This is a genomic window from Microbulbifer magnicolonia, assembly GCF_035117725.1.
Classification (GTDB): domain Bacteria; phylum Pseudomonadota; class Gammaproteobacteria; order Pseudomonadales; family Cellvibrionaceae; genus Microbulbifer; species Microbulbifer magnicolonia.
In genome coordinates, this window is the sequence record NZ_JAYEFD010000004.1 from 87,170 (window position 1) to 101,864 (window position 14,695).

A 14,695-nucleotide genomic window follows, 5' to 3' on the forward strand; every position below is an offset into this window, starting at 1 on the left:
CCTCTCCCCCTTGGGGAGAGGGTTAGGGAGAGGGGGCTCCGAATGAATCCCTCTCCCCCGGCCCCTCTCCCGCAAGCGAGCGAGGGGAGAAGAAAGATAAAATCGGAAAACCCTATGACAGGCGTAATCGCAGCGAGCGTTTACCGCGAAACACCCTACCGAGCCGACGCCGAGGCCTTTATCGGTGATCTGCGCGGTGAGTACCCGCTGGAAGACTACTGGCTGCAGCCGGACTGCCTCGATATGCCGACGCTGTGGATCGATGCGCAGTCACTGTTGCCGCTACTGCGTTTTCTGAAAGCCGGTATTTCCCGTCCGTTTGCCATGCTCTACGACCTGAGTGCCATCGACGAGCGGCTGCGCATCAACCGCGGCAAGGACGAGGCACGGCAGCCGGCGAGTGATTTCACGGTCGTCTATCAGCTGTTATCGGTGCAGCGCGACCTGTTTATCCGTATCAAAGTGGCGCTGTCCGAGTCCCGGCTGTCCGTCCCCTCGGCTACCAGTGTGTGGGCCAGCGCCAACTGGTATGAGCGGGAGGTATGGGATCTCTTCGGTATCGAGTTTGTCGGTCACCCGCACCTGCGCCGCATCATGATGCCGACGACCTGGCGGGGGCACCCGCTGCGCAAGGATCACCACGCCCGCGCCACCGAAGTGGATCCCTTCACGCTCACGCCAGAAAAACAGCGCGCGGAGCAGGAGGCGCTGCGATTCAGGCCCGAAGACTGGGGCATGGCCAAGGCCAGCAACAGCGCCGAGTTCATGTTCCTGAACCTGGGGCCGAATCACCCGAGTGTGCACGGTGTATTCCGCATAGCGCTACAGCTCGACGGCGAGCAGATAGTCGACGCGGTTCCCGATATCGGTTACCACCACCGCGGCGCGGAGAAAATGGCCGAGCGCCAGGCCTGGCACACCTATGTGCCCTACACCGACCGCATCGACTACCTCGGCGGCGTCATGAACAACCTGCCCTACGTACTGGCGCTGGAGCAGCTGGCCGGCATTGCGGTACCGCCGCGGGCACAGGTCATTCGCGTCATGCTGTGCGAGCTGTTCCGTATCGCCAGCCACCTGGTGTTTTATGGCACCTTTGCCCAGGACGTCGGGCAGATGTCGCCGGTTTTCTATATGTTCGTCGACCGCGAAAAGCTGTTTGGCATCGTCGAGGCGATCACCGGTGGGCGCATGCATCCGGCCTGGTTCCGAATTGGCGGCGTGGCCCAGGATCTGCCCCGGGGCTGGGACAAAATGGTGCGCGAATTCCTCGACTATATGCCGGCGCGGCTGCGCGAGTACGAGGGTATGGTGATCAAGAACAAGCTGCTGCAGAAGCGCACCCGCGGCATCGGCGTGTACGATACCGCCGAGGCGCTCGACTGGGGCGTCTCCGGCCCGGGCCTGCGCGCCACCGGATTCGAGTGGGACCTGCGCAAACGGCGGCCTTACAGCGGCTACGACCAGTTTGAATTCGACATCCCCACTTTTGACGGCGGCGACTGCTTCGATCGCTGCCGTGTACGCGTGGAAGAAATCCACCAGAGCCTGCGCATCATCCGCCAGTGTCTGGACAATATGCCAGACGGCCCCTACAAGTCGGACCATCCACTGACCACACCGCCGCGCAAGGGGCGGACCATGCAGGACATCGAGACGCTGATACAGCACTTCGTCAACAACAGTTGGGGCCCGGTCATGCCGGCCGGGGAAGTCTGCTTCCCGATCGAAGCCACCAAGGGGCTGAACAGTTACCAGATCGTCAGCGACGGCGGCACCAACGCCTACCGCACTCGAATTCGAACGCCCTCATTCCCGCACCTGCAGATGATTCCGCTGATGTCACGCGGATTACTGGTGGCGGACCTGATCGCGATCATCGCCAGTATCGATTTTGTGATGGCCGACGTGGACCGATGAAGGGTCTCGGAGTGAATGCCTGAGGAAGCGCATATGTCCAGCATTTTCGAACCGGAAGTAATTGAAGTAATGGAGCACAGCAACAGGAGCCCGGGCCCTATTGAAAACAGCTTGAGCGCGGAAGAAAAGGAGGAGATCGATCGCGAGTTTTCTCACTACGAGGACAAGGCTTCCGTGGGCCTGGAGGCGTTGCGCATAGTGCAGAAGCACCGCGGCTGGATCTCCGACGAGAGCCTCAGCGCGGTGTCCGCCTACCTGGATATTCCGTGCGCCCAGCTGGAAAGCGTCGCCACCTATTTCCAGCTGATTTTTCGCCAGCCGGTCGGCAAGGAGGTGATATTTCTGTGCAAGAGCGCCAGTTGCTGGATCATGGGCTGCGACCGCCTGCAGGAAAGAATCCAGAATAAACTGCAGATTAAACCGGGGGAAACCACCGGGGACGGGCTCTTCACGCTGCTGGAAACACCCTGTCTGGGAGATTGCGACAAGGCACCGGTACTGATGATCGGCGAGGAGATGCACCGCAATCTGACTGAATCTGCCGTCGATGAAATAATCGATAACAAGAAGAAACACCATGCCGACCTTTCAGCTGACTAAGCCGCTCACCAAGAATATCGGCCCGCAGAATATCGCCGCGGATATCGACTGCTATCTGGGCAACGGTGGCTACCGTGGCTGGCGCAAGGCGCTCGGCATGCCGCCGGACAATATCGTAAAACTGGTGCAGGACAGCGGCCTGCGCGGGCGCGGCGGTGCGGGCTTCAATACCGGTCTCAAGTGGAGTTTCGTGCCCCGCGGCGAGGGCAGCCCGGCGGTCAAGTATCTGGTCTGCAATGCGGACGAAATGGAGCCCGGCACTTTCAAGGACCGGCTGCTGATGGAACGCGACCCGCACCTGCTGATCGAGGGTATGGCCATCGCCGCCTACGCGATAGAGGCGCGCACGGCCTATATCTTTATCCGCGGCGAGTACCACCTGGCCGCGGAGCGGCTGGAGCGCGCCATTGCCGAGGCGAGAGACCAGGGCCTGCTGGGTGCGAACATTCAGGGCGGTGACTACAGTCTGGAAATCTACCTGCACCGCAGTGCCGGTAATTATATCTGCGGAGAGGAGACCGCGTTGCTAAATGCCCTCGAGGGCAGGCGCGCCATCCCCCGGGCCAAGCCGCCCTTCCCCCAGGTCAGCGGCCTGTGGGGAAAGCCCACAGTCGTCAATAACGTGGAGACCTTCTGCAATATCCCGCACCTGATCGAGATGGGTGCCGACTGGTACAAGGGCCTGGGGCGCGGCGAGGATGCCGGCAGCAAACTGTTCGGTGTCAGCGGCAGGGTAAAAAATCCCGGCACCTGGGAACTGCCCATGGGTACTCCGGTACGAGAAATCATCGAGCAGCACGCCGGTGGCCTGCAGGACGGCCTGAAATTGAAGGGCTTTCTGCCGGGCGGCGGCTCCACGGATTTCCTCGGCCCGGAGCACCTGGACCTGCCGATGGACTATGACGTTATCGGCAAGGCCGGCAGCCGCATGGGTACCGGCACCATCATAGTGCTCGACGACCGCACCTGCCCGGTGGGGCTGGTCCTGAATCTATCCCAGTTTTTTGCCCGCGAGTCCTGCGGCTGGTGCACACCCTGTCGCGACGGCCTGCCGTGGGTGGTCGAAATTCTGCAGCGCATAGAGAAAGGCCACGGGCTGCCGGAAGATCTGGAGCTGCTGCGTGAACAGGCCGCGCGCATGGGGCCGGGCAATACCTTCTGCGCACTGGCGCCCGGCGCCGCCGAGCCGATCCAGAGCGCGCTGAAATTGTTCGAGCAGGATTTTATCGACCACATTACCAAGGGCTGCTGCCCTTTTCTGTAGGGTGCGCCTTGCGCATCGAAGAAACCGAGTGGTGCCCACAGCGCACCCTACAGGAAAAATAAAAGAGCCAAAATAACGGACCGAAAATGCCTACCATCACCATCGACGGCGAACGCTACGAGGTAGACGGCGACCAGAACCTGCTCAGCGCCTGTCTGGCCCAGGGCATCAACCTGCCCTATTTCTGCTGGCATCCCGCCATGGGCTCGGTGGGCGCCTGCCGCCAGTGCGCGGTCATCGAGTACAAGGACGCCGATGACCAGCGCGGCCGGCTGGTGATGAGCTGCATGACACCGGTAAAGGACGGCGGCATCTACAGTGTTACCGCGGAGAGCGCGCGTGAGTTCCGCGGCGGCATCATAGAAGACCTGATGACCAATCACCCCCACGACTGTCCGGTTTGCGAGGAGGGTGGCGAATGCCACCTGCAGGATATGACCGAGATGACCGGTCACACCAGCCGCCGCTACCGGGGCAAGAAGCGCACGCACCGCAATCAGTACCTGGGCCCGTTTATCAATCACGAAATGAATCGCTGCATCGCCTGTTACCGCTGTACGCGCTTCTATCGCGACTACGCCGGCGGCGACGATCTGCAGCCACTGGGCAGAAACAACCAGGTCTATTTCGGGCGGCAGCGAGACGGAATGCTGGAAAATGGCTTCAGCGGCAATCTGGTGGAGGTCTGCCCTACCGGCGTATTCACCGACAAGACATTCAGCCAGCACTTCGTACGCAAGTGGGACCTGCAGACGGCGCCGTCGATCTGCGAGCACTGCGCCGTGGGGTGCAACACCGCACCCGGTGCGAGAGAGGCGGGCAATGGCCGGGATGCGATACTGCGCCGGGTGGTAAACCTCTACAACCGGAATATAAACGGCTACTTCCTCTGCGACCGTGGACGCTTTGGCTACGACTATGTGAACTGCGATGCGCGCATCAAGAAAGTATTGGCAAAGCGCCGCGAGCGGATTATCAGCTCCACCGCCGCAGACGGCGACAGAGTGCACGAAGAAATCCCGCCAAGACAGGCGGTGCAACGGCTGGCACAGCGACTCGACGAAGCCCTGAAGGGCCGGCGCCGGCTGCTCGGCATTGGATCACCGCGCAGTTCGCTGGAAAACAACTATGCGCTGCGCCAGTTGGTGGGGGCGGAAAGCTTTTATTCCGGCCTGAACCAGCGGGACCTGGAACTGTTACACCTGATTGACCGCATTCAGTGCGACGACCGCATTCACAGCCCGACCACGCCGGAAATCGAGCGCGCGGATGCGGTGCTGATTCTCGGCGAGGATTTAGACAACACGGCGCCGCGCATCGCCCTGGCCGTGCGCCAGGCCGCCCGCAACCGGCAGAAGCAGCAGGCCGCCGACCTGAAAATACCGCTGTGGCAGGACGCCTCGGTGCGCCAGCTGCGCGGCGATCACAGCCCGATCATTTTTGCCGGGACAGAATTGTCGGGTCTCGGCGATATCGCTAGTGCCACCCTGTTCGAATCTCCCGAGCAGGTCGCCCTTTTTGCCGATGCGATTGCGCGTTTGATCGAGGGCGCGGATCCGGCACTAATCACACTGCAGGGTGAAGCGCGGGAGCTGGCGATGCGCGCTGCGGATCTACTGGCAGCGGCCGCACAGCCGCTTATCATTTCCGGCTGCGGCAGTCGCCACGGCGACATCATCCGCGGCGCCGGTAGAATCTCCGCAGCAATTGCGGAGAAATCCGCGATGCCCTGTGCACTGTATTTGGCTTGTCCCGAGGCGAACAGCCTGGGCATCACACAGCTGTGCGACCCGCAACAGGGCGCCCTGGAGCAGCTGGCGCTGCAACTGCAGGCCACCGGCGGTGACGACAGGCCGGTTTCCCTGCTGGTACTGGAAAATGATCTCTACCGGCGCGCCGACCGCGAAACGCTCGAAGCCATTTTTTCCCGCACCGGTGAAGTGATTCTTCTGGACAGTCTGCTGAATGACACCGCCAGACGCGCCGACCTGATTTTTCCGGCGGCGGCCACGGCGGAGTCCCAGGGCACCTTTGTCAACAGCAATGCCCTGGCGCAGCGCTATTACGCCGTTTACGAGGGCGTGGGCTTTATTCAGGAGAGCTGGCGCTGGCTGGCCGACGCCGCCGGCTTCTGCCGGCAGAAATCAGCGGCTGTATCGATGGTCGCCGGATGGCGGCACAGCACGGATCTGACCGAGGCAATATCGCGCGAATTCCCCCAGCTGCGGGATCTGGCAGAACTCGGCCCCGACGAGGATTACCGCATCGACGGTCTCAAGGTGGCGCGCCAGAGCCACCGCTACAGCGGACGCACCGCCGTCCGCGCCAAGGCCTGGGTAGCCGAGTCCGCTCCGCACCAGGATCCGGATGCACCCATGGCCTTCAGCATGGAAGGCATTCAGAGCCCCGGCAAGACGCCCCTGCAGGCCAATATCTGGTCACCCGGCTGGAACTCCAATCAGTCGATTTTCAAGTTTCAGGAGGGTATCGGCGGCGCCCGCAAGGGCGCAAACGGCGGGGTCAGATTGCGGCGGCATTCGCAGCGCATGCCCGACTGGGCCATGCCCGCTTTAGCGAGCGCCGAACGGACAGCGACGCAAAGCCAGCTACAGGCACTGCCGCTCTATCGGCTTTTTGGCTCGGATGAGTTGAGTGCCCGTGCCGCCGCGATCGCCAGCGTGATTGATAAACCCTTCGTCACCCTCAATGCGCATGACGCGACCGCCTTTTCCATTCGCGCAGGAGACAGCGTGGCACTGGAAATCAATGCCGACCAGTTCCGGATGGAGGCGAGGCTTTCCGCCACCCAACCCGCAGGCACGATCGGCGTTCCCTACGGCATACCGCAATTGGAAACCCTGTCGCCCCTGCTGCCGGGGGTCGCAACCCTGAGCCGCCCCGAGCCGGAATTCGCCACGGAAAGCGGAGACGATCAATGACCTCGCCTGTCTGGATTACGTTACTGAATGTGTTCGGGGTGCTGCTGGCCGCGGTGCTGCTGGCTGCACTGCTCACCTGGGGGGAAAGGCGCCTGCTGGGGTTCTGGCAGGACCGGCCCGGTCCGAACCGGGTCGGCCCCTTCGGGCTGCTGCAGGTGGTCGCGGACATGATCAAGTTGTTTTTCAAGGAAGATTTTGTCCCCCGCTTCGCCGATGTTCCGGTATTCATCATTGCCCCCACAGTCGTCATGGCAACCATGCTGCTGGCTTTCGCCGTAGTGCCGGTATCGCCGGGCATCGGTGTTATCGATCTGAATATCGGCCTGCTGTTTATCCTCGCCATGTCGTCCATGGCGGTTTACAGCGTGATCCTCGGCGGCTACGCCTCGAACAACAAATACGCGCTGCTGGGCGGGCTGCGCGCGGCGGCACAGACGGTCTCCTATGAAGTTTTTATGGGACTCAGCCTGATGGGTGTCGTCATGCTGGCGGGCAGCTTCAACCTGCGCGAAATAGTGCTGGCCCAGCAGAACGGCTGGTTCATCCTGCCGCAATTTGTCGGCTTTCTGGTGTTCCTTATCGCCGGCATCGCCGAGAGCCACCGCCTGCCCTTCGATCTGCCGGAGGCCGAGCACGAACTCACCGCCGGCTTCCACACCGAATATTCGGGCATGAAGTTCGGCATGTTTTTTGTCGGCGAATACCTGGCCGTCATCCTGATTTCCGCGCTGATCACCACCCTCTTTCTCGGCGGCTGGCAGGGCCCCTGGTTCCCTCCGCTGGTCTGGTTTTCCCTGAAGACCGCTTTTTTGGTGATGCTGTTTATCCTGTTGCGCGCAGCCTTGCCGCGCCCGCGCTATGACCAGCTGATGCAGTTTGGCTGGAAGGTGATGCTGCCGCTGTCGCTGCTCAACCTGCTGGTTACCGCGGGGGTTCTGCTGTGGATCGGATAGAAGGAACCTCTGAAAAACTACTGCGCGTGCGCCTGGCGATGTGCGGCGGTGCTGGTGCGCCAGCCCGGTCGGAATACCCATGTACTAAAGTACACTCCGCTTCCTGCGCTCCGGCGGCCACCACCAACCACCCGCTCGCTACGTTTTTGAGAGGTTCCTAGATGGGAATGAAAGGCGTGCAGACGCAAGTTGGAGAAGAAAGATGATCGCGAGTCAACTGCGCAGTATGTGGCTGGTGTTCAAGCACCTGTTCCATCGCAATGCGACGGTACAGTACCCGGAGCAAAAGCCCTATTTGGCGCCGCGCTATCGCGGGCGCATAGTGCTGACCCGCGACCCGGACGGCGAAGAGCGCTGTGTGGCCTGCAACCTGTGCGCGGTCGCCTGCCCGCCCGACTGTATTTCCCTGCAGAAAACCGAGGATGCCGACGGACGCTGGCGCCCGGAATATTTCCGCATCAATTTCTCCCGCTGCATCATGTGCGGACTCTGCGAGGATGCCTGTCCCACCTATGCGATCCAGCTGACACCGGATTTCGAGATGTGCGAGTACGACCGGCAGAACATGGTGTACGAGAAAGAGGATCTGCTGATCAGCGGACCGGGCAAGTACCACGACTACAGCTTCTACCGGGTGGCCGGTAAGGCGATTGCGGGCAAGGACAAGGGTGAGGCGCAGAACGAGGCCGAACCGATCAATGTTAAGAGCCTGAATTTATGATTAACCATAAAAGGAAGCTCCCCTCTCCCGCTTGCGGGAGAGGGGCCGCGGGAGAGGGCAAGCTGCAACTGGCACGAGCGCGGAAGCTGCGCACAAATTCTACCGAGGCCGAGCAACGCCTCTGGTACTTTCTGCGCGCACACAGATTTATGGGCCTCAAGTTTAAACGTCAAAAGTCCATAGGCAGATATATAGTCGACTTTGTTTGCCTTCAGCCAAAGCTAATTATTGAGTTGGATGGCGGACAGCATGCAAATCAGATCCGATACGACCAACAGCGAGATACATGGCTGCGAAGCCAGGACTTCAGGATCCTCAGGTTCTGGAACAATCAGGTTCTGACTCAGACCCAGGCTGTATTGGACTTGATCAGGCACGAAATATTGGCCCTCTCCCCCAGCCCCTCTCCCGCAAGCGGGAGAGGGGCGCTTTCTTTTCAGGCCGAGGAATAAATTGATGAGCGCAACGGTTTTCTATCTCACCGCGGCAGTCGCGATAGTTTCAACGGCCCTGGTCATTTTCAGCCGCAACGCGGTGCACGCCCTGCTCTACCTGATCGTCTCGCTCCTCGCCGTCGCGGTGATCTTCTATCAGTACGGCGCCCCCTTCGCCGCAGCGCTGGAGGTCATCGTCTATGCCGGCGCGATCATGGTGCTGATGATATTCGTCATCATGATGCTCAATCAGGGCGATGCCGCCGTGAATCAAGAGAAGGAGTGGCTGCAGCCGCGCGGCTGGCTGGGCCCCGCGCTGCTCTCGGGTATATTGCTGGCCCAACTGATGCTGCTGTTGCCCGCGGGGCAAGTTGAAACCACTCAGGCGGCGCACTACGTCGGTCCCAAGGAAGTCGGGCTCGCCCTGTTCAGCCGCTATATCATCGCCGTGGAGCTGGCATCGATGCTGTTGCTGGCGGGCCTGGTGGGCGCCTTCCACCTGGCGCGACACAGGAGCGCCGAAGCAAAGGAGGTCCGCCATGCCGATTGAGCCGATCCCCAACCTGGAATCCGGACTGTTACTGGCGGCGATTCTGTTCTGCCTCGGCCTCGCCGGCATGTTGGTGCGGCGCAACATCATTTTTATGCTGATGTGCGTGGAAATCTGTACGAACGCCGCTGCACTCGCCTTCGTGATCGCCGGTTCGCACTGGGGCAATGCGGACGGCCAGGTGATGTTCGTGTTCGTAATCACCCTGGCGGCGGCCGAGGTCGCCATCGCGCTGGCCCTGGTACTGCAGTTCTACCGCCGCCGGCACACGGTGGATATCGACCAACTGACCGGACTGAGAGGTTGATATGCAGGAACCTGTTACCTCGGCTTTAGCCTGGATCCCGCTGCTGCCGTTACTCGGCTTTCTGGTGCTGGTGACCGCCCCGCTGTTCAGCCGGCGGGAATTGCCCGAGCGGCTGATCGCCGCTATCGGCGCCGGCAGCGTCGGACTGGCCGCACTGCTGACTGCAGTGGTGGCGTTTTCGGTTTTCCGCGCGGATGCGTCGGCGGTATTGCAGGCTTCAATGTGGCAGTGGCTCAGCGTGGGAACGCTGCAACTGGGCATGGATTTCCGCGTGGACTGGCTGACGCTGGTCATGCTGCTCGTCATTACCGGTGTGGGCTTTTTGATCCACCTCTACTCCGCCGGCTACATGCGCGGCGAAGCGGACTACCGGCGCTATTTCGCCTACCTCAACCTGTTTGTCTGCGCCATGCTGCTGCTGGTCCTGGCAGACAACCTGGTGCTGCTCTACCTGGGCTGGGAGGGCGTGGGCCTGTGCAGCTACCTGTTGATTGGCTACTGGTACAGGGATCCGGCCAACGGCGCCGCCGCGCGCAAGGCATTCATCGTCACCCGCGTCGGCGATACCGCCATGGCCATCGGCCTGTTCCTGCTGTTCCGCGAATTTGCGACGCTCAATATTCGCGAACTGCTCGCCGCCACCAGCGGCGCCACACTGAATGACCCGACCATCACCCTGGCGGCACTGCTGTTGCTCGGCGGTGCCGTCGGCAAATCCGCGCAGCTGCCGCTGCAGACCTGGCTGCCGGATGCGATGGCCGGCCCGACCCCGGTCAGCGCGCTGATCCACGCCGCCACCATGGTGACCGCGGGTGTCTACCTGATTGCGCGCATGCACCCGCTGTTTGCACTGTCGGAGACGGCGATGAGCGCCGTCGCTGTCGTCGGTGCCCTGACACTGCTGTTGGCGGGCTGCAGCGCCCTGGTGCAGAGCGATATCAAACGGGTGCTCGCCTACTCCACCATCAGCCAGATCGGCTATATGTTTCTGGCGCTGGGTGTGGGCGCCTGGTCCGGGGCCATCTTTCACCTGATGACCCACGCCTTTTTCAAGGCGCTGCTGTTCCTTGCCGCCGGCTCGGTAATCCTGAGCCTGCATCACGAGCAGAATATTTTTGCGATGGGCGGCCTGCGCCGGAAGATTCCCTTCACCTTCATCTGCTTTGCTATCGGCTGTGCCTGTCTCGCCGCCCTGCCGCTGACATCCGGTTTCTACAGCAAGGATCAGATACTGCTCAGCGCCTGGAGCTATTACCACGGCTTCAGCGGTATCTGGCTCGCCGGCATCCTGGGCGCCCTGATCACCGGCGTTTACAGCTTCCGCCTGCTGTTCCTGGTGTTCTTCGGCAGCGAGGGCTCCGCCTCGGCGCACTGCGAGGACGCCAACAACCGCGCGATGACCGTGCCGCTGGCGGTACTTGCGGCGCTGGCGCTGCTTGGCGGCCTGCTGGCTCCGCCACTGCAGGCGGTATTCGGGCCGGAGCAGGCGGCGCACCCGGCGACATGGGTGGAAGCCATCGCCGTTGCCATGCCGATTGCCGGGCTCGCCATCGCCTGGTGGCAATTCCGCCGTCGACGCCCGGTCGAGCGGGCTTCCGCACTGCAGAGATTCTTGTTCGGCGGCTGGGGCTTCGACTGGCTCTACGACCGCCTGCTGGTCAGGCCGTTTGTGCTGCTCGCACGGATCAACCGCAACGACCTGGTCGATGTGTTCTACAAGGGCACCGCCGCGCTCAGCCGCCTGCTCAGTCTGCTGCTCAGCAGTTCGCAGAACGGACAGGTGCGCTGGTATATGACCACCCTGGTGGCCGGCTCCATTCTCTTCCTCGCGCTACTGGTGGCACTATGACACTACTGGCAATCATCTCGATTCTGTTCGCCGGAGGGGTTCTGGCCTGGCTGTCGGAGCGGTTCCTCAACCGCGGCAGCCGCCGCATTGCCCTGTTCAGCCTGCTGCTCGCGACGGCGCTGCTGGGCCGCTACTGGGCGTACTTCGCGGGAGATGCCGCCAGCGCCGGCGCCTCGCCCTGGTGGGACAGCCTCAATCTCGCCTGGATTCCGCGATTCGGTATCAGCTTCCATCTGGCCGTCGATGGACTCGGATTTCTGATGCTGGCACTGACACTGCTGATGGGGCTGTTCGGCCTGGTCGTGACCTGGAGGGATATCGGTTTTCGCCGCGGCTTCTTCTATTTCAACTATCTCTGGACACTGGCCGGGGTAGTGGGCGTCTTCACCGCGATGGATCTCTTCCTGTTTTTCTTCTTCTGGGAAGTGATGCTGATACCGATGCTGTTCCTGATCGCGGTCTGGGGTTATGAACAGCGCATCTACGCCGCCATCAAATTTTTTCTGTTTACCCAGGCCAGCAGCCTGCTGATGCTGATTGCGATAGTGGCGCTCGTCTACCTGCATTACAGCAACAGCGGCCAGCTGACCTTCGACTATCAGTCACTGCTGGCCGCGCAACTCCCGCCGGATACCGCCTACTGGCTGATGCTCGGCTTTTTTGTCGCCTTCGCAGTGAAATTGCCGGCACTGCCGCTGCATACCTGGCTCCCCGATGCGCACACTCAGGCCCCGACCGCGGGCAGTATCCTGCTGGCGGCCATTCTGCTGAAAACCGGCGCCTATGGCCTGCTGCGCTTCAACCTGCCGCTGTTTCCGGAGGCCTCTGTCGCCTTTGCGCCGGTGGCCATGGCAATCGGTGCGGTGAGTGTCGTGTACGGCGCGGTGCTCGCCTTTGCACAGCGGGATATGAAACGCCTGGTGGCCTATTCCAGCGTCAGCCATATGGGTTTTGTACTGCTGGGACTCTACGCCCTCAACACTATCGCGATTCAGGGTGCAGTCATGCAGATGATTGCCCACGGACTCAGTACCGCGGCGCTCTTCGCGCTCGTCGGCGCACTGCAGCACCGCCTGCATACCCGCGATATGGCACACCTGGGCGGTCTCTGGGCTGTCCTGCCCAAGCTGTCCGCCATAGCGCTGTTTTTCGCCGTAGCGTCGCTCGGCCTTCCGGGCCTCGGCAACTTTATCGCCGAGTTCCTGGTACTGCTCGGCAGCTTCGGCAGCGACCCCTGGCTCACCGCGCTGGCGGCGGCGGGCCTGGTCGGTGCCGCGCTCTATGCGCTGTTGATGATGCAGCGAGTTTTCTTCGGCCCACTCGCCGATAAAACCGGCAGGATTGCCGGCGTGGCGGATCTGCATCCGCGAGAGACCGCTGCCCTGCTTTCCCTGGCGGTAGCCCTGGTCTTCCTCGGACTGCGCCCACAGCCGGTGTTCGATATCGCCGAACCGTCCGTGGCCGGCGCCACGGCGAAGCTGACAGCCGCCGGGCTGGAGGGAAAATCACAGGCGCTGGAGCAGGGCCTGCAGACCGCCGCCCACCCCGGCTGGCCAGAATCGGACCGCGCAGGAGGTGAAACACCATGACCGCACAGGAACTTTACGCCATCCTGCCGCTGCTGGTTCTGAGTGGCGGCATAGTCATATTGCTGCTGCAGGTGTCATTCTGGCGCGGACATCTGGCGGCGGCAGTTACCACCGTGACCACCCTGGCGGCGGCGATCTACGCCTGCTTTCTGGTCGCCGCGACACTGTCGGGCGGGGTCGGTTCCAGGGCGGTAACCGGCCTGCTGCTGGTGGATCACACCGCCCTGTTCTTTTGCCTGCTGTTGCTGCTCGCGGCAATCGCCGTTGCGGTGCTGGGGTTCAGCTACCTGCAGCAGCGTTGCAATCAGAAATTCAGTACCGGCAGCTACCCGGAAGAGTTTTATATTCTGCTGTTGCTGGTCATGCTCGGAGCCACGGCGCTGGTCTGCGCCAACCACTTCGCCAGCTTCTTCCTCGCCCTGGAGCTGATGAGTCTGGCGCTCTACCCGCTGCTCGGATTCGCAGTGAGCGGCGACCTCTCGCCGCAAAGGGACCAGATGCACTCGCTGGAATCCGGCATTAAATACCTGTTGCTTTCTGCACTCTCCACCGCCCTGGGTCTGTTCGGGATCGCGCTGATCTATGCTGCCGGCGGCGCCCTGGACTTCGGCGGTATCGCGGCTGCGGTCGCGCAGCTGCCACAGGGGCCATCACTGATGCTGACCGGCTTGACCCTGCTGTTGATCGCGGTGGCCTTCAAGCTCTCCCTGGTGCCCTTTCATATCTGGACACCCGATGTCTACCAGGGCGCCCCGACGCCGGTAACGGCGCTGATCGCCACCGTTGGCAAGGGGGCCGTAATAGCGCTGCTGTTGCGCTTCTTCGCCAAAGCGGATCTTTTCGCGGTGCCCACCCTGACCAATCTGCTCGCCATCACCGCCGTGGCCAGTATGCTGGCCGGCAACCTGCTGGCCCTGATGCAGGACAACATCAAACGCCTGCTGGCCTACTCCTCCATCGCTCATATCGGCTACCTGATTGTCGCCTTCCTTATCGGCAACAGCGCCTTCGGCAGCGAGGCGGTGATCTACTACCTAGTGGCCTATGTCATCACCACGCTGGGCGCCTTCGCCGTGGTCGGCCTGATTGCAGACTCGACACTGGCACAGGCGCCGGGCGGCGCGGCGCCCATTGGCAATGCCGCCAGCGATCCGTTTCAGCGCGATTTCTATCGCGGACTCCTGTGGCGCTCGCCGTGGCTCGCTTGCTGCCTGGCCGCGATGCTGCTCTCCCTGGCGGGCATTCCACTGACGATCGGCTTTATCGGCAAGTTCTATATTTTTGCCGCCGGCGTGCAGGGGCAGATGTGGCTGCTGCTGGCGGCGGTGGTGGTGGGCAGCGCCCTGGGGCTCTTCTATTACCTGCGCCTGCTGTTGACGATGGTGCAGCGCACCCCGGAACCGGCCGTCGCTACTGCCGGCAGCGTGCAAATCGCCATCTCCGGGCAGATCTTACTTCTCTCCCTGACCGCGGCGCTGTTGCTGTTTGGCGTATTTCCGCAGATCTTGATCAATTGGATAAATACACTATAAACATATCTATGGAGCGATGATTGACGAGACACGCATT

The 14,695-nt window shown here is 61.9% G+C and carries 12 protein-coding genes; all 12 read left to right on the forward strand.

The features are described 5' to 3' along the window. Positions 1–114: 114 nt before the first annotated feature. The 12 genes from nuoC (at position 115) to RRF64_RS16735 (ending at position 14,658) form a co-directional block, all read left to right on the forward strand. Entirely contained in the window at positions 115–1,920 is a 1,806-nt protein-coding gene (gene nuoC / locus RRF64_RS16685) for an NADH-quinone oxidoreductase subunit C/D (RefSeq protein WP_323847057.1), read from the forward strand. Between the two features lie 33 nt (positions 1,921–1,953). Then, positions 1,954–2,520, forward strand: a complete 567-nt coding sequence (nuoE, locus tag RRF64_RS16690; protein ID WP_323847058.1) for an NADH-quinone oxidoreductase subunit NuoE — start codon at positions 1,954–1,956, stop codon at positions 2,518–2,520. Further along, positions 2,498–3,784, forward strand: a complete 1,287-nt coding sequence (gene nuoF / locus RRF64_RS16695; protein WP_323847059.1) for an NADH-quinone oxidoreductase subunit NuoF — start codon at positions 2,498–2,500, stop codon at positions 3,782–3,784. The genes nuoE and nuoF overlap by 23 nt, the downstream gene beginning before the upstream one ends. An 86-nt stretch (positions 3,785–3,870) precedes the next feature. Further along, positions 3,871–6,723: an NADH-quinone oxidoreductase subunit NuoG gene (gene nuoG, locus RRF64_RS16700; protein WP_323847060.1), complete on the forward strand. Its 2,853-nt coding sequence runs from the start codon at positions 3,871–3,873 to the stop codon at positions 6,721–6,723. Continuing rightward, positions 6,720–7,676: an NADH-quinone oxidoreductase subunit NuoH gene (gene nuoH / locus RRF64_RS16705; RefSeq protein ID WP_323847061.1), complete on the forward strand. Its 957-nt coding sequence runs from the start codon at positions 6,720–6,722 to the stop codon at positions 7,674–7,676. Before nuoG ends, nuoH begins: the two co-directional genes overlap by 4 nt. A gap of 202 nt (positions 7,677–7,878) precedes the next feature. Next, positions 7,879–8,397 (forward strand): NADH-quinone oxidoreductase subunit NuoI, encoded by a 519-nt coding sequence (nuoI, locus tag RRF64_RS16710; protein ID WP_323847062.1) that lies wholly within the window; start codon positions 7,879–7,881, stop codon positions 8,395–8,397. Next, positions 8,394–8,849 carry an endonuclease domain-containing protein gene (locus tag RRF64_RS18820; RefSeq protein ID WP_422732642.1) on the forward strand — a complete coding sequence of 152 codons (456 nt, stop codon included), beginning with the start codon at positions 8,394–8,396 and terminating at the stop codon, positions 8,847–8,849. Before nuoI ends, RRF64_RS18820 begins: the two co-directional genes overlap by 4 nt. Before the next feature lie 4 nt (positions 8,850–8,853). Next, the gene (gene nuoJ / locus RRF64_RS16715; protein WP_323847063.1) at positions 8,854–9,381 is read left to right on the forward strand and encodes an NADH-quinone oxidoreductase subunit J; all 528 of its coding nucleotides are present in this window, start codon (positions 8,854–8,856) and stop codon (positions 9,379–9,381) included. Then, entirely contained in the window at positions 9,371–9,688 is a 318-nt protein-coding gene (gene nuoK / locus RRF64_RS16720) for an NADH-quinone oxidoreductase subunit NuoK (protein WP_422732643.1), read from the forward strand. Before nuoJ ends, nuoK begins: the two co-directional genes overlap by 11 nt. Before the next feature lies 1 nt (position 9,689). Next, on the forward strand, positions 9,690–11,537 hold the full coding sequence (gene nuoL, locus RRF64_RS16725; protein WP_323847064.1) for an NADH-quinone oxidoreductase subunit L: 1,848 nt from the start codon (positions 9,690–9,692) through the stop codon (positions 11,535–11,537). After that, complete coding sequence (gene nuoM, locus RRF64_RS16730; protein WP_323847065.1) at positions 11,534–13,126, forward strand: NADH-quinone oxidoreductase subunit M; 1,593 nt, start codon at positions 11,534–11,536, stop codon at positions 13,124–13,126. The genes nuoL and nuoM overlap by 4 nt, the downstream gene beginning before the upstream one ends. Beyond that, complete coding sequence (locus RRF64_RS16735) at positions 13,123–14,658, forward strand: NADH-quinone oxidoreductase subunit N (RefSeq protein WP_323847066.1); 1,536 nt, start codon at positions 13,123–13,125, stop codon at positions 14,656–14,658. The genes nuoM and RRF64_RS16735 overlap by 4 nt, the downstream gene beginning before the upstream one ends. Positions 14,659–14,695 lie beyond the last annotated feature (37 nt).

Excerpts from the sequence above, each read along its gene's own strand:
- nuoE (WP_323847058.1), top strand. The coding sequence starts at position 1,954 with ATGTCCAGCATTTTCGAACCGGAAGTAATTGAAGTAATGGAGCACAGC.
- nuoM (WP_323847065.1), top strand. The coding sequence starts at position 11,534 with ATGACACTACTGGCAATCATCTCGATTCTGTTCGCCGGAGGGGTTCTG.
- nuoH (WP_323847061.1), top strand. The coding sequence starts at position 6,720 with ATGACCTCGCCTGTCTGGATTACGTTACTGAATGTGTTCGGGGTGCTG.
- nuoC (WP_323847057.1), top strand. The coding sequence starts at position 115 with ATGACAGGCGTAATCGCAGCGAGCGTTTACCGCGAAACACCCTACCGA.
- nuoK (WP_422732643.1), top strand. The coding sequence starts at position 9,371 with ATGCCGATTGAGCCGATCCCCAACCTGGAATCCGGACTGTTACTGGCG.
- nuoL (WP_323847064.1), top strand. The coding sequence starts at position 9,690 with ATGCAGGAACCTGTTACCTCGGCTTTAGCCTGGATCCCGCTGCTGCCG.
- RRF64_RS16735 (WP_323847066.1), top strand. The coding sequence starts at position 13,123 with ATGACCGCACAGGAACTTTACGCCATCCTGCCGCTGCTGGTTCTGAGT.
- nuoF (WP_323847059.1), top strand. The coding sequence starts at position 2,498 with ATGCCGACCTTTCAGCTGACTAAGCCGCTCACCAAGAATATCGGCCCG.
- nuoJ (WP_323847063.1), top strand. The coding sequence starts at position 8,854 with ATGAGCGCAACGGTTTTCTATCTCACCGCGGCAGTCGCGATAGTTTCA.
- RRF64_RS18820 (WP_422732642.1), top strand. The coding sequence starts at position 8,394 with ATGATTAACCATAAAAGGAAGCTCCCCTCTCCCGCTTGCGGGAGAGGG.
- nuoG (WP_323847060.1), top strand. The coding sequence starts at position 3,871 with ATGCCTACCATCACCATCGACGGCGAACGCTACGAGGTAGACGGCGAC.
- nuoI (WP_323847062.1), top strand. The coding sequence starts at position 7,879 with ATGATCGCGAGTCAACTGCGCAGTATGTGGCTGGTGTTCAAGCACCTG.